The organism is Actinokineospora globicatena (genome assembly GCF_024171945.1).
Classification (GTDB): Bacteria; Actinomycetota; Actinomycetes; order Mycobacteriales; family Pseudonocardiaceae; genus Actinokineospora; species Actinokineospora globicatena.
Genome location: NZ_JAMTCR010000002.1, coordinates 586,320 through 604,657, shown reverse-complemented (window position 1 = coordinate 604,657; position 18,338 = coordinate 586,320). Strand labels below are relative to the sequence as shown.

The following is an 18,338-nucleotide window of genomic DNA, read 5'->3' as shown; positions in this document are numbered from 1 at the left end:
GACATGAAGTCGGCGTGAACGGCGGACGACTTCTCGGATCAGATCAGGGCTCGGTGCAGGTCTTTGAGCCGTTTGACCAGATCGGCCTTGCCCGCCGGGGCGATCACCACCCGGCTCCCGGGCAGGGTGTGGTTCAACCACCTGCCGCGCGTGGAATCGGCGTACCGCAACGGGTGGGGAGCCGCGGACCGCCGGTTGGACTGGTCCCGCACGGCGACGGACAACTGACCCCCGCCGGTCGTGGGCAACTCCGCGATCCGTTGCGCCAAAGCGATTTCCGGCGAGCCGCCACCCTTGCTGGTGTACTGCCTGACCGACGGCTCGGGCGGCGACACGGTGAACGCCTGCCCTTGGCCCGGCCGGACATCCGGCACCTGTTCCACCAAGGCATCGGGCAACCGGTCCGGGCTGATCTGTCGCAAGTGGATGGACCCGTCGACCCGCACGGCCAGCACCGCGTCCCGCCCGCTCGCGGCGGCCAAGATCCCGATCGTCCGGTCCCCACTGGTGATCCACCCGTAGAACTCGGTCCGCGGCCTGCACAACAGGCTCACCGTGGCCAGCAAGTCCGGGTCGATACGCCCACGCCCGTCGACCTTCCCCAACCCGGCCAACTCCGCCATCGCCGCGGCTTCCGCAGCCCGCTCCTCATGCTGCGGCACCCACACCGCGGCCTGCGCTAGGGCGATGTGCAGCTCACCCAACTCCGCCCCGCGAACCACCCGCCCCAACCCGCGCGCGGACACCACCAACGGCTGGTCTAGCAAGGCCTACTCACCGATGACCGGGGGAGCGGTGACCGCGTCGGACCCGAACAACGCCTCTGGGTCCGGCACCACCAAGTACCCGGGAGCCGACCGCTCAAGGTCATCCTCTCCCCGCGCGCCCCCACCACCACCGCCGCCACCCATCGGAAGCCCGTTCGCCCCCGCCCGGCCAGCGCCTCTGGTGCCCTCCGGCCCAAACCCACGCCCACCTTCCGCCACCGGCCCAGCGCCGCTCCGCATCCCTTCCGCCCCAAGCCCCCGCCCAACCCCCGCACGTCCCTGCTCAGCCCCATGCAACCCACCAGCCCGCGCCGCCGCATCGCCCCCACCCGGCCGAGCCCCCGCCTGACCACCAGCACCGCGCGCAACCCCCCTGCTGCCCACGCTCTCCCTGGCCGCCTTGCCCACTCTGCCCACCCTGCCCGCTCTGCCCGCCCTGGCCCCCTTGCCTACCAGGCCGCTGCCACTGCCCCACCCCACCCGGCGGCCACTGCCCACCCAGCGGCCGCATGGGCGGCACCGCCAGCCCAGGAGGCCCAGGCGTCGGCGTCGGACCCGGAGTCGGGGTGGGTCCGGGTTGCACCCCTGGCCCCTGCTGTGGCGGCGCCACCCAGTTCGGATCCGTCTCCTGCCGCCGCTGCACCTGCTCGACGGCACCGCGCTCCTGAACGGCGCTGGCCGTACGGGTGTCCGGCCGCCGGGCTGCGACTGGCCGCCGCACCGGCTGCACCACCGAGCGTTCCTGCGGCCGGGTTTGGTCTTCCTGCCCCACCTTGGCGTTAGCATCGTCGGCGGCGAGATCCCCGTACGAGGCGGGCAATGCGGCGGCGTGGGTGCTGGAGAGCTCCTCGTACATCCGCATCACGTGGATGTTCGCCTCGGTCGCGGCGTTGCGCCTCGCCAGTGTGGCTTCGTAGGAATCCGACGCGCCGCCAAAGGTGATCACGTTGTCCCACACGCTCGGCTGGTCGGGGGCCGGTGGAACCGGTTGCACCGCGCTGCGGGCTGAGTGGAACAGCGCGACCTGTCGCATGGTCACGTCCTTGGCCAAGACCAGTGCGGGCGCGGCGGCGGTGTGGCCGTTGAGCAGCGGCGCCACGCCGCGTTGGGCGGCATCACTGGCCGCGCCCTGCCACGCGTCCCCCATCTGGCCCGCGATGGTCGTGATGTCGGCCTTGAGGGTTTCGTACTCGTCCGCGACCGCGGCGAGCAGGTCCGCCGCGTGCTCCAATCCCGCGGTTCCCGCACCGTTGTGGAAGTTCTCGTAGATCCCCTCGCCGGAAACCTCGGTCACGGACTACCCCGCCTTCATGGTGGTGATCGCCATGCTCGCCATCTCGCGCAACTTGTCGCAGATCTCGGGCCCGTCCCCGGTGCCACCGACCCGGAAGGTCAATTCGTCCCTGATCCCGACCACCAGGTTGCAATGCCCCCGGGGGCGGTTGTCGGTGGCGGAGTGGAAGACACCGGGGTAGCCGTCGACCTCGATCGGGTCGAAATACCCCGCGTCGTCCTTGAAGACCCGGTAGGTGTCGTCCAGCCCGCCCTTGTTGGACGCCAACCAGCCGAAGTCGAAGCTCTCGAGGTTCTTCTTGTCCGACCAACTGCAGTAGGGATCGTTGGAACTGAGGTCGTGCGGAGTTCCCTCTGCTTCCCAGCCGAGTTCGCCCGCCTGTGACCTGGTGAGAACTTCGCAGGGGTCCTTGAGGAATCCACCCGGCTCGACTGGGTCCTGGACTCCGGGAGCGCCGTACTTGCCCGTTGTCGGTGTCGGTGCCGCGGTTGAAGTTCCGGGGACTGGCGTCCCGCTCTCTGCGCACGCACTGACGAGTGCGGCGAGCGCGACCAAGCAGATGAGCGGCCTCATGCCCATGTCAGCTCTCCCTTGACCGCAGCGAGGCCGCGTTGACCGACTCAGCGGCCGCATAGGCCTGCCTGGTGGCGGTGAGCTTGCGGATGTAGTCGCGGGCGTAGTCACGCATGCCCAGGTTGTGGTCGACCGCTCTCGTGAAGCTCCGCCTGGCCGCATCGGTTTGGGAGCCGCTCGCCGGATCCTGCGCCGGTTGCTCGACGATGTCGATGGCCTGCTGCAGTTGGGAGTTGCACGCGGTGATCCGGTCGAGGACCGACGTCCACTGGGCGATCAGCGAGTCGAGTACGACGAGGCTGTCGAACCGGAAGTAGCCACCGCTCCCGGTGGTCGGTGCACCCGTGGCGGGCGCGCCGACGAGCCTGTCGCCGATCATGAACTGGTCGCTGATGTTGCGACCGGTCGGTCTTTGGTCGTTGCCTTCCGGCACCAGATTCCCCCTTCACGTGCAGGTGCGTGGGCAGGGTAGCAACGCTGGGTGGTCGGTCGGTCTCGTTCAGCGAGATTTCGACCAGGATCGACCGTTCGGTGCATCAGGGGATTGGTGGTGTTTGACGGAGGGTGAAGAGGAGAAACGTGAAAGGCCCGCCAGGGGAACTGGCGGGCCTTTCAGGGAAAAAGGGGTCAGGCGGAAAGGAGTTGGGCGCAGCGGATGAGGCCGAGGTGGGAGTAGGCCTGGGGGTGGTTGCCCAGGGAGCGTTCCGCGACGGGGTCGTATTCCTCGGGGAGCAGGCCGGTGGGGCCCGCGGCGTTGACTATCTGGGCGAAGAGGTCTTCGGCTTCGGGGCGGCGGCCGGTGAGCAGGTAGGCCTCGATCATCCAGGCGGCGCAGATGTGGAAGCCGCCCTCGTCGCCGGGGAGGCCGTCGTCGCGGTGGTAGCGGTAGACGGTGGAGCCGCTGCGGAGTTCGGCCTCGGTGGCGGTGACGGTGGCCTGGAAGCGCTCGTCGGTGGGGTCGATGAGGCCGACCATGCCGATCAGCAGGGTGGCGGCGTCGAGGTCGGTGCCGTCGTAGGCGGTGGTGAACGAGCGGACCTCGTCGTTCCAGCCGTTGGTCAGCACGTCGGTGGCGATGGTGTCGCGCAGGCCGGGCCAGTCGGCGTGCACGGCGCGGCCGTGCTCGGTGGCCAGGGTGATGGCGCGGTCGATGGTCAACCAGCACATGACCTTCGAGTACACGTGGTGGCGCGGGCGGTGCCGCTCCTCCCAGATGCCGTGGTCGGGTTCGTGCCAGCGCCGGGTGACCGCCTCGGCCATCGCCTCGACCATCGCCCAGTCGCTGTCCGACAGCGAGCCCTTGGCCTCGGCGAGCGCGGCGACCAGGTCGACGACCGGGCCGAACACGTCGAGCTGGACCTGCTGGTTGGCGAGGTTGCCGACCCGCACCGGCCGCGACCCGGCGTACCCGGGCAGCGTGTCGATCACGGCTTCCGGGCCCAGCGTGGTGCCCGCGATGGTGTAGAGCGGGTGCAGCCGCTCCGGGCCGGGGATGGTGGCCAGCACGCCGTGCACCCAGCGCAGGAACGCCTCAGCCTCCACAGTGGACCCCAGCGACACCAGCGCCTTCGCCGTCATGGACGCGTCGCGCAGCCAGCAGTAGCGGTAGTCCCAGTTGCGGATGCCGCCGATCTCCTCCGGCAGCGAGGTGGTCGCCGCCGCCATGATCGCGCCGGTCTCGCTGTGGCACAGGCCGCGCAGCGTCAGCGCCGAGCGGGCGACCAGGTCCTTCTCCACCGGCGGCAGCACGAGCGTGTCGAGCCAGGTGGTCCAGTACGCCGCCGCCTGCGCCTTGCGCTCGGGCTCCGCGACCGGGTGCGCCGAGAGGTCCCTGGTGCCGCAGCGCAGTTCGAACACCACCGGCTGCTCCGGCGTCGGCTGCACGACCGCGCGCGCCGAGTCGACCTGGCCGTCGCTGGTGATCTCCCAGACGACGCCGGGCGCGCGCAGCGCGATCGGGTCCGAGGTGCCCAGCACCAGCAGGCCGTCGTCAGTGGCTTCCAGCCGGACCTGCACCTGCCCGAACTCCGGTCGCGGCGCGAACTCCACCACGGCGGCCGAGGACCCGGACAGCACCCGCGTCATGTCCGTGCGGTGCGCGGGCACGTCGTGGTCGAGGTAGTCGGTCACCAGCAGACCCGACCAGCGCGTCTCCACCGCCATCGTGCCGGGCAGATACCGTTGCCCCAGCGGCAATCCGCCGCGTTCCGGGGACACGCTGAAGTGGCCAGCGGTCGGCCCGCCGAGCAGGTCGGCGAACACCGCGGCCGAGTCCGGTTCCGGGTGGCATAGCCAGGTCAGCCGCGCGTCCGGGGTCACCAGCGCCACCGACCGCTCGTTGGCCAGCATGGAGAGCCGCTCGATGGGCGGCGCCTGCCCGCCGTAGAGCCAGTTGCGCCGCTCCTCGAGCAGCAGCGCGAGCATGGTGGCGACCGATCCCGGGTCGTCGATGCGGTACCCGGCCAGCGTCGCGCCGTCGCCGACCTTGACCCCGACGTCGGGGCCCGCGAGCCGGGTGAACGCCTTCTCGTCGGTGACGTCGTCGCCGACGAAGATCGCCGCCGTGGCACCTGCCTGGTGGCGCAGCACGTCGAGCGCGTGGCCCTTGTCGGTCTGGACCACCGCGAGCTCGATCACCGCCTTGCCCTCGGTCACCTGGACCCCGGTCCACGTGGACGGTCCGGACCGGACCTTGCCGAGCACGTCGTCGGCCACGTGGTCGGGCGCGCGGCGCACGTGCACCGCGATGCTGGCGGGCTTGACCTCCAGGTGCACGCCCTCGGCGCCCTCGGTCAGCTTCTCCAGCTCCGCCTCGATCCGGCGGTGCAGGTCGCGGGCGTCCGCGTCGAGCGCGTGCACGAAGCCCACGTCGAACTCGGAACCGTGGCTGCCGACCAGGTGCACCTCCGCGGGCAACCGCGACAGCGTCGCCAGGTCGCGCAGCGCCCGGCCGGAGATCACCGCCGCGGTCGTCTCGTGCAGCCCGGCCAGCGAGCGCAGCGCGCCGACCGACTCGGTGTGCGGGCGGGCGTTCTCGGGGTTCTCGACGATCGGGGCGAGTGTCCCGTCGTAGTCGCAGGCCACCAGCAGTCGGGGGGTGCGGGCTACCTGCACGATGGCGCGGCGCAGCTCGGCAGGGAGGGCCTCGGCGGTCAACGCCTTCTCCTTGGCTTGGTTCGGGGCGGGTCTGCTCAGTGGGCGTGCTCGGGGTCCAGCGCGTCGAGGAACGAGCGCGCCCACCGGTCGACGTCGTGGGTCAACACTTGTCGCCGCAGCGCGCGCATCCTACGGCGACCTTCTGCTGGATCGATCGTGAGGGCCGCGTGCATGGCGTTCTTGACACCGTCGAGATCGTGCGGGTTCACCAGGAACGCGCTCGTCAGCTCCGCGGCAGCGCCTGCGAACTCCGAGAGCACCAGGGCGCCGCCGAGGTCGTGGCGGCACGCGACGTACTCCTTGCACACCAGGTTCATCCCGTCGCGCAGCGGCGTCACCAGCATGACGTCGGCGGCGGAGAAGAACGCGGAGAGCTCGGCCCGGCCGATCGACTGGTGCAGGTAGTGCACGATCGGCCGCCCGACCCGGCCGAACTCGCCGTTGATCCGGCTCACCACCTGCTCGATGTCGCCGCGCATCCGCTGGTAGTGCTCGACCCGCTCCCGGCTCGGCGTGGCCAGCTGCACCATCGCCACCTCGGTCGGGTCGACCCGGCCCTCGGCGAGCAGCTCCTGCAGCGCGTAGAGCCGCACGTCGATGCCCTTGGTGTAGTCCAGCCGGTCCACCCCGAGGATGACCTTCTTGGGGTTGCCCAGGTCCGCGCGGATCTGCTGGGTGCGCGCGACCGTTTCCCGCTTGCGCGACAAGGCGTCCAGGCCCGCGGAGTCGATGGAGATGGGGAACGCGCCGACCCGGACCGCGCGGTCGCCGAGCTGGATGACGCCCGGTCTGGTGCGCACGCCGACCGCGCCCCTGGTCGGCTCCAGGCCGAGCAGTCGCCGCGCCAGCCACAGGAAGTTCTGCGCGCCGCCGGGCCGGTGGAACCCGACCAGGTCGGCGCCGAGCAGGCCGCGCACGATCTCCGCGCGCCAGGGCAGCTGCATGAACAGCTCGGTCGGCGGGAACGGGATGTGCAGGAAGAAGCCGATCCGCAGGTCGGGCCGGAGTTCGCGCAGGATCGCGGGCGCCAGCTGCAGCTGGTAGTCCTGGATCCACACCGTCGCACCCGGCGCGGCCACCTTCGCGCACGCCTCGGCGAAGCGGTGGTTGACCTTGACGTAGCTGTCCCACCAGCCGCGGTCGAACACCGGCGACGCCACCACGTCGTGGTAGAGCGGCCAGAGCGTCGCGTTGGAGAAGCCCTCGTAGTAGTCGCGCACCTCGTCGGCGGTCAGCGACACCGGGTGCAGCCGCAGACCGTCCTCGGTGAACTCCTCCACGTCCACGTCGGGGACCCCGGGCCAGCCGACCCAGGCGCCGCTGTGGCTGCGCAGGAACGGCTCCAGCGCGCTGACCAGACCACCGGGGCTGTGCTTCCAGCGCTGGGAGCCGTCCGGCAGGCGCTCGAGGTCGACCGGCAGCCGGTTGGCGGCCACGATGAAATCCGCACCGTCTTCGCTGCTCACGCCGGACGTGCCTCCTCAGACAGGGGATACCCGGTTTGAGGCTAACCACTGCGGGCACTCCCCGCGTCCTGCGACCAGGGTGAGCGCGCGTGGCGACTCTCACGCCACCGGGGGGTTTACTCCAGCCTGCGCTCGGTGGGCCGCAGCGGCCCCGACATCCTCGGCCCGGACAGCCGCCGCTCCAACCTGCTCAGACCGGTCCGGACGGGCTGCGCGAGGTACTCGCCCAGGACGACGCCCGCGGCGAGTGCCAGTGCGATCGCCGCCGCCAGCATCAACGTCGGCAGGCCGCTCGTGCTGCGCTCGGCCGCCAGTTCGTAGAGCCCGCGGTAGGTCGTCAGGCCGGGCAGCAGCGGGACGAGACCGGACACGGCGACCACCAGCGGCGGCATCCGCAGCCGCCGGGAGACCACCCCGCCAGCGAAGCCGATCACCACGGCCGCGACGCCGGACGCGGAGATCGGGCTGGTGCCGGTGAGGGTGAGGGCGCCGTAGACGGCCGTGCCCGCGCCACCTGCCGCGGCGGCGACGAGCAGCGCGCGGGGCTTCGCGTAGCTGGCCAGTGCGAACAGGGCGGCACCCACGGCACCGGCGACCGCTTGGACCGGTAGTCGGAAAGCGTTGGGCGGCAACGGGTCCGCGAGCGGCGTGTACGCCATGCCGAGCGCGGTGGCGATGTTGAGCGCCAGCACAACGCCCGCGATCAGCCCCGCGGTCATCAGCGAGATCTCCATCGTGCGGCCCGCGGCGGTCACGTTGTAGCCGGTGATGGCGTCCTGCACGGTGGAAACGACCGACAAACCGGACAGCAGCACGGTGATCGCGGCCGCGACCAGGACCGTCGGCCTGCCCTCGATGACGTGGCTGGCCAACAGCGCCAGCGCCGCGCCCGTCGCCAGCGCCCCGCCGACCACCTGCTGGAAGAAGAACGGCAACGCCCGGCGGTTGAGCACCCGGCCGACCCGGTCCACCACGGCGGTGGTGATCGCGGCGAACGCGGCCATGTCGGCGGCACCACCGATGAGGACGGTCACCGCGGCCGCCATCCCGGCATAGGCCAGCGTGGCCACCCAGCGCGGGTACGGGTGCGGCGCGGTGGTGATCCGCTCCAACTCCGCCCGCGCCTCCTGCACGTCGACCCGGTGCGCGGTGATCTTCCCGACCAGCGTCTCGACGTCGGCCAACCGCGTGTAGTCCAGGCCGCGCGACCGCACCACCCGCAACGACGTGATCGGCGGCTCGTCGGTCCCGCGCTGGCAGGCCACGGTGATCGAGGTGAAGATGACGTCCACCTCGCAGTGCGGCAGCCCGTACGCCGCCGACACCGCGATGATCGTCGCCGTCGCGTCCGAGGCACCGGCACCCGAGGCCATCTGCACCTCACCGATGCGCAGCGCCAGGTCGAGCACCAAGTGGACGGTCCGCTCCTCGGGCAACCGCGGCCCCTGCACCGGCTGCTCCGCGGCGTGCCCGTTGGCGTGCCCGTTCCCGGACACCACCCCCCGACGCCACGGCACCCACCCGGCCCGCTGCGAGAACCGCGCCACCCCAACCCCCTCACCAGTCCCTGTCCACCGACCGTCGCCGATCATGAGCCGCCCCGCAACCGCGAGCCCCCACCGCCGTACCATTGCACCCGGCGCCCCCCGCGGCGCCACGCCGGCATAGCTCAATTGGCAGAGCACTCGCCTTGTAAGCGAAAGGTTGCGGGTTCAAGTCCCGCTGCCGGCTCCACCCCTGACCAGCCTGGCCTGTGATCGCCCTGTTCGGGGAGCCCCCACGCCGCCTGGAGTGGTGGTGTCGCGAGGTGTGGGCGGCGCCATACGGTGAATATGGGGTTGTGGTGTGGGTCGGTGTGACCTGGGCCCTGTTGCGGTGGGTGCGGGAGTGGTCACCGGTGTTGTCCCCCGGTTGGCTCGGGTAGGTGCGCGAACCGGTCCTGGGCTGCGACGATGGGGGTGTCGGCGGTGTTCCGCCGTCGCTCGGACCCGGGTGTGGGTTGGGTGATTGGTGGGGTTCGCGTGGGTGAGCCGGAGCAGCTGTTCAAGGTGATCTTCGATCTGCCGAAGCGGTCGCCGACGTGGCCGCCGTACGCCACCGAGGGGTTGTGGGCGGAGCGGGTCGGGGTGGACACGGTCCGGTTGCGCAACGTGCCGTTCTACGCGCGGGGGGTGGCGTTCCGGGACACCGTGCGGATCAAGGTGGACCTGGAGCGGGAGAAGCTGGTGTTCGTCGAGCGGGTCGCGGAGTCGGGGTACTCGACGGTGCGGCTGATCGTCGACGACGCGGCCGCGGCGGTGGTCGAGGCGGTGCTCGACGCGGCGGACTGCTGGTGGGAGATCGACAACACCGGGCTGCTGTGGGCGGTCGGGGTGCCGCCCGAGGTCGACTACGCGGCGTTGCGGGCCGAGTTGCTGCGGCTGCGCGCCGAGGCCGGGATCGAGCTGGAGGAGGGGGCCCTCGCGGTCGGCCACCGCAGGTCCGACCCCGCCTGATCGACCCCTGTCCGGCCGGAACGAGGTGTGCAACACGGGCCTGGGCTGCGACGATGTCGTCGTCGATGTGTCGAAGCTGTGGGGGGTGCCCGGTGACCGGGGAACCGACGATTCGGGCTGGGGCCGCAACCGATGTGGGCCTGGTCCGAGCGGCCAACGAGGACAACTACGTGGTGACCGCCGCCGTGTTCGCGGTGGCCGACGGGATGGGCGGGCACGCCGCGGGTGACGTGGCCAGCGGGTTGGCGGTGGCCGGGCTGGCGCAGCTGGGCACCGAGGGCGTGGTGCGCCCCGACGACGTGCGCAGGCACATCGTGCGGCTCAACGGCGACATCCTGGCCGCCGCGGAGCGCAACCCGGAGCAGTTCGGCATGGGCACCACCATCACCGGCCTGTGCCTGGTCGACTTCGCGGGCTCACCGCATTGGGTGGTGTTCAACGTCGGCGACTCCCGGGTCTACCGCTACGCCGAGCGCGAGCTGGTCCAGCTGACCGTCGACCACTCCGAGGTCACCGAGCTGGTCGCGGCCGGGAAGCTGAGCCCGGCCGAGGCCGCCACCGACCCCCGGCGCAACGTCGTGACGAGGGCGCTCGGGTCGCCGACCGCCCCGGAGCCCGACCTGCTGGTGTTCCCGCCGACCGAGGGCGACCGGTTCCTGGTCTGCTCCGACGGCCTCACCGGCGAACTGGACGACGACACCATCGCCGCCGTGCTCGGCGCCCAGCCCGACCCGAGGGACGCGGCCGCCTCCCTGGTGCGCGACGCGGTGGCCGCCGGTGGCCGGGACAACGTGACCGCTGTCGTCGTCGACCACGTCTCCGCCTCGACCACTGCCGCCACTGACGGTGAGACGGCGCCGAGATAGGCGCGATGAATGCGCGTCCAGGACGATGGGTAACGGTTACCGGACCGCCTACGGCGACCCGCGCCGAGGACCAACCGGTTGGATCTCGACAAGAGTCCGCCAACGTGGTCCACACCACCGCCGGTGTCGGAAATTCCCACTGTGGCCTCCGACACAGTGAACGAGCCCGCTCGGCGGCCCTGGGCGGCGATCACGCTCGGTACGGTAGCCCTCGTCGCGGTGGTCGGCTCGGCGCCGTTCGCCAGCGGCGGCTCCGCTCGGCGCACCTCGGGCCTGTCACGCTCCGGAACCGCTGCCCCGCCACGGTCGACATCCCGCCCCCGCGGGCAGCCGAGTTCGCCTCAGGGGAATAGGTCGTTCTGGCTGACGGCGATAGCGCATCCACGGCATACTCGCCACCCGGGTGTGGAGGCTGACCGGACAAACCTGCAACATTGTCGCCGCCCGACACGATACGGCCGGTTGACGGCTCGGGGACTCTGGCAGGGGACACGTGGGTTTTCTCAGGCGACACCGGACCGCCATCGCGTCCTCGGTCGTGCTCGCGATCGGCGCGACGGCTCTGGTCACGTACGCGTTGTCATCCACCGGTTACCCGGTGCGGCAGGTCGACCTCGACGACGGCGGGATCTGGGTCACCAGTGACCGCGACGGCCTGTTCGGCAGGCTCAACAAGCCCGCGGGCGCCCTGGACGCGGCTTTCTACCCCCCGGGCGGCACGCAGCAGGCCTACCAGCTCGACGTGCACCAGGACGGCTCCGCGGTCGCCGCGCGCGACTCGGCGACCGGCAGGCTCTTCCCCGTCGACGTCGCCCGCGCGGTCGCCTTACCCGAGCAGGGCTTATCCATCGCCGGGGACACCGAGCTCGCGCTGGCGGGCGGCACGCTCGCCGCGCTGGAGCCCAGGACCGGCCGGGTGTGGGCGACGAGGGTCGACACCCGCGACGGCATGACCAACCTCGGCACGCTCGACCCGGCCAACGCCCCGATCGCCACCGTCGACCAGGACGCCGCGCTCGCCGTCGCCCCGGACGGCACGGTGCGGGTGGTGTCCAAGAGCGGCAAGGTCGCCACGATCCGGGTCAGCCAGAACACCTTCGAGGAAGCCGACTACTCGAACCTGCCGCACGCGCTGTCCAACGTCCAGGTCACCTCGGTCGGCGGCGACCTGCTCGTGCTCGACACCGACACCGGCACGCTGGTGCTGCCGGACGGCAAGGACGTCACCATCGACGCCGACGAGACCACCCGGTTGCAGCAGCCCGGTCCCGGTTCGGACGCCGTCATCATCGCCACCCGGAAGTCGCTGATCGCCGTCTCCATCGCCGACGGCCGCACGACGCTGCTCTCCGACGCCGGTCGCGGCGCCCCGGCGGCCCCGGTGCGCTTGGGCGGGTGCGTCCACGCCGCGTGGGCGGGCACCCCGTCCGGCTACGTGCGCGCCTGCGGCGGCGACAAGGCGACCCCCGGCAACCTGCGCGACGAGAGCGCCCTGGTGAAGCCGGTGTTCCGGGTCAACCGCGGCTCGATCGTGCTCAACGACATCGCCACCGGCGCGGTCTGGGACCTCAGCACCCAGAAGAAGGTCGACAACTGGTCCGCGGTGAAGCCGCCGCCGGTGCAGAACCCCAGCGACAAGACCAAGGACGACAAGAACACCGACGCGGTCAAGGACAAGCCGCCGAAGGCCGTCGACGACACCCTGGGCGCCCGGCCGGGCCGCACGACCGTGCTGCACGTGCTGGACAACGACTCCGACCCGGCTGGCAACATCCTGTCCATCTCGGCGGTCACCGCCCCGGACAACCCCGCGGTGCGGCTGGCGATCGCGCCGGACGGCCAGACCGTGCAGGTCACCCTGCCGGAGTCCGCTGTGGACACCCGGTTCAAGTACACGATCGACGACGGCCAGGGCCTGAGCGCGACCGCGTCGGTCAACGTCGAGGGCCGCACCGTCGACGAGAACAAGCCGCCGGAGCTGCGCGCGGGCTTCAAGGCCACCGACTGGAGCGTGCCGTCGGCCGGGCTCGTGTCGATCCCGGCGATCGCCGACTGGCGCGACTTCGACGGTGACCCGATCGTGCTGGCGGGCGCGAAGGTCGCCGAGGGCTCGGTGACCACCACGCCAGCCGGGTTCGTCGACTTCACCGCGCCGCGCAAGGCGGGCCCGCAGGTGGTCGAGTACGAGGTGACCGACGGCCGGGGCGAGCAGGTCGTCGGCAAGGAGACCGTCACCGTGCAGGACCCGGCGGCGACCACCGCCGTCGCCGCGATCGCCCAGCCGGACGTGGTGCGCGGGCAGGTCGGCCAGCCGATCACCGTGCGGCCGCTGGAGAACGACCGCCCCGGCTCCGACCCGACCGACCCGGCCGCGCGGCTGCGGCTGGCCGGTGACCTCGCCGCCCCGCCGGGTGCCGCCGTGGTCACCGACATCAAGACCGGCCTGGTCACCGTCACCGTCGCCCGGCCGGGCACGGTGTTCCTGGAGTACTCGGCCGCCTTCGGCAACGCCCCGTTCGCCACCGGCGGCATCCGGGTGGACGCCACCGCCGCGCCCGCCACGCCGCTGCCGCCGGTCGCCGTGCCCGACAGCGCCGTGGTCCGCGCGCAGCTGCCGACGCTGGTCGACGTGCTGGCCAACGACGTGGACCCGTCCGGGTCGCTGCTGGTCGTGCAGACCGCCGAGTCGGTCGTCGAGGACCAGATCAAGGTCGCCATCGTCAAGGGCCGCTGGCTGCGGATCACCGCGCTGACCCCGACGCTGAGCCCGAACCCGCAGGTCGTGCGCTACACCGTGACCAACGGGCTGACCGGCGCGGTCACCGGTGAGGTCACCGTGACCCAGCTCGGCCCGCCGCAGGACGACACCCCGGTGCCCAAGGACGACCACGCCGTGGTCCGCGCCGGTGACTCGGTCGCGATCCCGGTGCTGGACAACGACACCACCCCCGGTGGGTCGCCGATCTCGTTGCAGGCCAACGTGGAGGGCGCGCCCGCGCGCGGGCAGCTCTCGGTCACCGGCATCACCGACCCGGACACCCAGGTCGGCAAGGCGTACGTGACCGGCAGCCTGGTCCGCTACGTCCCACCGGCCACAGTGGACGCCCCGGTCAAGGTCGTGGTGTCCTACGTCGCTGTTAACCCCAACGGCGACCAGGCCGTCGGGCAGGCGCACGTCACCGTCACCCCGGCGCCGACCCCGCAGTCGCCCAACCAGCCGCCCGCCCCGCAGCCGGTGGAGGCCAGGGCGAGCGCTGGCGACACCATCAAGATCGTCATCCCGACCAGCGGCCTCGACCCCGACGGTGACTCGGTGTCGGTCACCGGCATCGGCTCGGCGGCCGGGCTCGGCCGGATCATCGCCATGGGCGCCACCTCGATCACCTACCAGGCGTACCCGTCGAGCGCGGGCACCGACACCTTCAAGTACCTGGTCACCGACCCGTTCGGCAAGACGAGCGAGTCCGACATCCGGGTGGCCATCACCCCGCCCGGCGACCCGCAGCCCGCGATCGCGGTCGACGACGTGGTCACCTCCGCGCCCGGGGTGCGGCTGGCCATCGACGTGATGGGCAACGACCTGCGCGCCCCCGGTGACACCACCCAGGTGGAGCCGCTCAAGGAGCGCAACCCGAACCTGCCAGCCGACGTGTCGCTCAACGCCGACGGGCTGATCGAGCTGACCTCGCCGGACCTCAGCGGCAAGCCGCTGATCGTGGTCTACAGCGTCATCGGCGGCTTCGGCGAGCCGTCGATCGCGACGCTGACGGTGCGCAGCCAGAAGGACTACAACATGCCGCCCATCGCGGGCGACACCTACGCCGAGCCGCGCCCCGGCGCCGACACCGTCGAGGTCGACGTGCTCGCCGCCGCCGGTGACGTCGACGGCGGGTCCGAGGGCCTGACCATCACGAAGGTGTTCGACAGCAAGGCGAGCGAGTCCGGCGGCAAGATCACCATGCCGGTGCTCGACCAGCCGCGCACCGTGGCCTACGAGCTCAAGGACAGCGGTGGCGCCACCGCGCTCGGGCTCATCCACGTGCCCGCCAGCGGCGGCGGCGCCCCGTACGGCAAGCCGGGGCAGAGCATCGAGGTGCCGATCGACGGCAGCAAGACCGTCTCCATCGCCGACTTCGTGGTCGACCCGGCCGCCAAGCCGGTGAAGCTGACCCTGTCCGACCGGATTTTCGCCTCGCCGTCGATCGGCCTGCAGGTGCGCAACGAGGGCGAGCAGTCGCTGGTGCTCACCGCGGTTCCCGGCTACAACGGCCCGGCCGCGATCACCTTCGAGGTCACCAACGGCCCCAGCGTCACCGAGGGCCAGACCGCGTACATCACCGTGCCGGTGCAGATCGGGCCGGACGTGCCGATCCTGCGCTGCCCGAGCGGCACCATCACGCTCATCGCAGGCGGCACCACGATCGGCATGGACATCACCTCGGTCTGCCACGTGTGGACCGCCAAGCCGGGCGCGGCGGTCGACCTGAAGTACACCGCCCGCTGGAAGACCGACGCCCAGGGCGTCGACGTCGAGGGCTCCGGCTCGCGCACCATCCGTCTCACCGCCTCCGGTGCGGCCAGGCCGGGTGCCAACGGTGTGCTCGAGGTCGGCGTGGAGGGCTCACCCGCCCCGGCGACGCCGTTCGCGGTCCGCGTCATCGCCGCGCCCGCGCCGTCGGTGTCGCCGGTGGCCGTGGACGGCATCAAGGCGGGGGAGACCGCGGAGGTCAACCTCGCCCAGTACGTCCGGTCCCGGCTGCGCGACCCGGTGATCTCGGTGGTGTCGGTGCGCCAGATCGACGGCATGTCGGCCAGTTCGAGCTCGTCGGGCGCGTCCGTGCGGATCACGCCGGGCAGCGAGTCGCACGGCACGATGTCCTTCGAGGTCACCGTTTCCGACGTGGCCGACACCAGCCGCAACGACCGCAAGGTCCCCGGCCGGATCACCCTGCGCGTGCTGGGCGTGCCGGACGCGCCGAGCATCCCGATCCCCGGTCGCACCACGCTGAGCAAGGTCGTGGAGCTGGCCTGGGGCACCCCGGCCAACAACGGCGCGCCGATCGAGGGCTACGAGGTCGCTTGGGACGGCGGGTCGCAGAACTGCGCCGCGTCGCCGTGCTCGATCTCCGGGCTCACCAACGGCCGCGCGTACTCGTTCACCGTCCGGGCGCGCAACCTGGTCGGCTGGAGCAAGCCGAGCCCGTCGTCGTCGACGTCCACACCGGACGAGGTACCCGGCGCGGTCGGTGGCCTGGCCGCCGCCCAGCCGCGCGACGGCGGCGTGACGCTGACCTGGACCCCCGCCCGCAACGAGGGCAGTGAGATCCAGCGGCACGAGATCAGCTGGACCGGTGGCGGCCGGATGACGGTGCCCGGTGGCGCGACCACCGCCACGCCGTCCAATTTGGACAACGACACCCTCTACACCTTCACCGTCATCGCGGTGAACGCGCACGGCCCCGGCCCGGCGGCGACCACGACCGCGCAGTCGGCCGGTTCACCGAACCGACCGCCCGCGCCGACGCTCACCGTGGTCCAGTCCACCGACTCCCGGCGCAGTGCGGTGCGGGTGTCGTGGCCGCCGGTCAACGCCAACGGACCCGGCCCGGTGACCTACTCGGTCACCCGCACCGGCGGCGGTGGCGACAAGGTCGTCTGCGAGAACGTCCGCAACCTCAGCTGCGCCGACGACGGCATCACCAACGACGGCACCGTCTACACCTACTTCCTCACCGCGACCAACTCCGGACCGGGCGACGGCCACACCTCGCCGCCCAGCCCGGGCGCGGAGATGGAGGCCAGCGCGAAGCCCGACGCGTTCGGCAACTCGTACAAGGCGGAGGCCACCGGGGTCGACGGCCAGGCGAAGATCAGCTTCGACGCGCCCGCCTCGCACGGTCGGTCCAACACGGTCACCTGCACCTGGGGCGGCGGCACCAGCTGCGGCACCTGGGAGTACCCGGTCGACGGCAAGGACAACAACGAGTACACGATCAACGGGCTGCCCAACGGCCAGCAGGTCGGCATCACCCTGCGGACCTGCAACGGCAGCGGTGGCAACGACGCGTGCAACGCGCCCGCCGTCGAGCAGGTGACCGCGTACGGCCCGATGAAGGACCTGGTGATCTCCACGACCGCGGTCGAGGACAAGGTCGAGTACAAGGTCACCGTCAACCCCAACGGCAAGCCCGCCCAGGTGCGGATCCAGACCGACAAGGGGAACGGCAACCAGAACCTGACCACCCAGGTCGGCGTGTGGGACCACGAGGACACCCTGACCATCGGCTACGCCACCACGGTCAAGATCACCGTGACGGTCACCAGCCAGGGCAGGCCGACGCTCACCAAGGAGGCGACGCAGGCGACCGGGCCCGAGCCGCCCGCACCGGTGGTCGCGGTGTCCAAGGGCGCGGCCTGCAGCGGGGCGACCTGCAGCAGCACCAAGCCCGCGGCGTGCACCGACGCCAGCTGCGCCTTCATCAAGGTGAAGGTGGAGAACTTCCGCGGCAACACCATCACCTGCTCGTTCACCGCGCAGACCGCGGGCTACACCTTCGTCAACGAGACCTTCACCTCGGGCGAGGAGCGCCAGACCCGCAACTACTACGGCTCCCCGGGGACCACGGTGACGGTCTCCTGCCGGTCGTCCGGGTCACCGAGCACCACCGGGACGATCACGTGGTGACCGCTCCCCGCCAGCACACGCTCAGGCAGCACCCGCTCATGCGGTACACAGAGGACAGGAACGGGCAATGACAGCCACTCCGGAGCAGGCGCAGCTGTTCGCGCAGACCTTCGACCGGTTGGTCGCCAACGTGAGCGTGGCGATCGTGGGCAAGGAGCACACCGTGCGCCTGGCCCTCACCTGCCTGCTCTCCGAGGGGCACCTCCTGCTGGAGGACTACCCGGGGACCGGCAAGACGATGCTGGCCAAGGCGCTGTCGCGGTCGGTGCAGGGCACCAACTCGCGGATCCAGTTCACGCCGGACCTGCTGCCCTCCGACGTCACCGGTGTGACGATCTACGACCAGCGCAAGCAGGAGTTCGAGTTCCACCGCGGCCCGGTGTTCCACTCGATCGTGCTGGCCGACGAGATCAACCGCGCCTCGCCCAAGACCCAGTCGGCGCTGCTGGAGGTCATGGAGGAGGGCCGGGTCACCGTCGACGGCGTCGGCCACGAGGTCGGCAAGCCGTTCATGGTGATCGCCACCCAGAACCCGATCGAGCAGGCGGGCACCTACCGGCTGCCCGAGGCGCAGCTCGACCGGTTCCTGATGAAGACCAGCATCGGCTACCCCGACCACACCGCGACCGTCGCGCTGCTGTCCGCCGCGTCGGTCCGCGACCGGTCGGTCAACGTGCAGCCGGTCATCTCCTCGCAGGTCGTGTCCCAGCTGGCCGCGACCGCCGACCGGGTGCACGTCGACGCCGCCGTGCTGTCCTACGTCACCCGCATCGCCGAGGCGTCCCGCGAGCACGAGCACGTGCGCCTGGGTGTCTCGGTCCGCGGCTGCCTCGCCTACGTGCGGTGCGCCAAGACCTGGGCGATGACCAAGGGCCGCAACTTCGTCACCCCCGAGGACGTCAAGGAGCTGGCGCTGCCGGTGCTGGGGCACCGCGTGCTGCTCAACGCCCAGGCCCAGTTCGACGGCGTCTCGGTGACCGACGTGGTCGAGAAGCTGCTCGCCGACGTCGCACCGCCCGTCGCCAGGGGTTAGGCC

At 71.5% G+C, this 18,338-nt stretch carries 11 protein-coding genes and 1 tRNA gene; 5 read left to right on the top strand and 7 right to left on the bottom strand.

Going from position 1 to position 18,338, the window contains the following annotated elements:
- Positions 1–38: 38 nt before the first annotated feature.
- From LV79_RS02810 to LV79_RS02780, 7 genes are all read right to left on the bottom strand, one after another.
- Positions 39–722, bottom strand: a complete 684-nt coding sequence (locus LV79_RS02810; protein WP_253831705.1) for an ESX secretion-associated protein EspG — start codon at positions 720–722, stop codon at positions 39–41.
- 328 nt (positions 723–1,050) lie between these two features.
- Positions 1,051–2,061 (bottom strand): hypothetical protein, encoded by a 1,011-nt coding sequence (locus LV79_RS02805; RefSeq protein ID WP_253831703.1) that lies wholly within the window; start codon positions 2,059–2,061, stop codon positions 1,051–1,053.
- A 3-nt stretch (positions 2,062–2,064) separates the two neighbouring features.
- Positions 2,065–2,640, bottom strand: a complete 576-nt coding sequence (locus tag LV79_RS02800) for a DUF3558 domain-containing protein (protein WP_253831701.1) — start codon at positions 2,638–2,640, stop codon at positions 2,065–2,067.
- Position 2,641: 1 nt separating this feature from the next.
- The gene (locus LV79_RS02795) at positions 2,642–3,067 is read right to left on the bottom strand and encodes a hypothetical protein (RefSeq protein ID WP_253831699.1); all 426 of its coding nucleotides are present in this window, start codon (positions 3,065–3,067) and stop codon (positions 2,642–2,644) included.
- Positions 3,068–3,261: 194 nt separating this feature from the next.
- Positions 3,262–5,790 carry a trehalose-phosphatase gene (gene otsB / locus LV79_RS02790; RefSeq protein ID WP_253831697.1) on the bottom strand — a complete coding sequence of 843 codons (2,529 nt, stop codon included), beginning with the start codon at positions 5,788–5,790 and terminating at the stop codon, positions 3,262–3,264.
- A gap of 35 nt (positions 5,791–5,825) precedes the next feature.
- Positions 5,826–7,256 (bottom strand): alpha,alpha-trehalose-phosphate synthase (UDP-forming), encoded by a 1,431-nt coding sequence (locus LV79_RS02785; RefSeq protein ID WP_253831695.1) that lies wholly within the window; start codon positions 7,254–7,256, stop codon positions 5,826–5,828.
- Between the two features lie 116 nt (positions 7,257–7,372).
- Positions 7,373–8,803 (bottom strand): threonine/serine exporter family protein, encoded by a 1,431-nt coding sequence (locus LV79_RS02780; RefSeq protein WP_372495254.1) that lies wholly within the window; start codon positions 8,801–8,803, stop codon positions 7,373–7,375.
- A 111-nt stretch (positions 8,804–8,914) separates the two neighbouring features.
- Between LV79_RS02780 and LV79_RS02775 the strand changes: the two genes are divergently transcribed.
- The 5 genes from LV79_RS02775 (at position 8,915) to LV79_RS02755 (ending at position 18,335) form a co-directional block, all read left to right on the top strand.
- A tRNA-Thr gene (locus LV79_RS02775) sits at positions 8,915–8,990 on the top strand.
- 287 nt (positions 8,991–9,277) lie between these two features.
- Positions 9,278–9,751 carry a DUF4265 domain-containing protein gene (locus LV79_RS02770; protein WP_253831693.1) on the top strand — a complete coding sequence of 158 codons (474 nt, stop codon included), beginning with the start codon at positions 9,278–9,280 and terminating at the stop codon, positions 9,749–9,751.
- Between the two features lie 92 nt (positions 9,752–9,843).
- The gene (locus LV79_RS02765) at positions 9,844–10,617 is read left to right on the top strand and encodes a PP2C family protein-serine/threonine phosphatase (RefSeq protein ID WP_253831691.1); all 774 of its coding nucleotides are present in this window, start codon (positions 9,844–9,846) and stop codon (positions 10,615–10,617) included.
- Between the two features lie 493 nt (positions 10,618–11,110).
- The gene (locus LV79_RS02760; protein ID WP_253831689.1) at positions 11,111–17,302 is read left to right on the top strand and encodes an Ig-like domain-containing protein; all 6,192 of its coding nucleotides are present in this window, start codon (positions 11,111–11,113) and stop codon (positions 17,300–17,302) included.
- A gap of 67 nt (positions 17,303–17,369) precedes the next feature.
- Positions 17,370–18,335, top strand: coding sequence for an AAA family ATPase (locus LV79_RS02755; RefSeq protein ID WP_092779390.1), 966 nt, complete (start codon positions 17,370–17,372; stop codon positions 18,333–18,335).
- Positions 18,336–18,338 lie beyond the last annotated feature (3 nt).

What these genes read in the sequence shown, in the direction of transcription:
- LV79_RS02800 (WP_253831701.1), bottom strand. Translation starts at nt 2,640, where the DNA reads ATGGGCATGAGGCCGCTCATCTGCTTGGTCGCGCTCGCCGCACTCGTC.
- LV79_RS02755 (WP_092779390.1), top strand. Translation starts at nt 17,370, where the DNA reads ATGACAGCCACTCCGGAGCAGGCGCAGCTGTTCGCGCAGACCTTCGAC.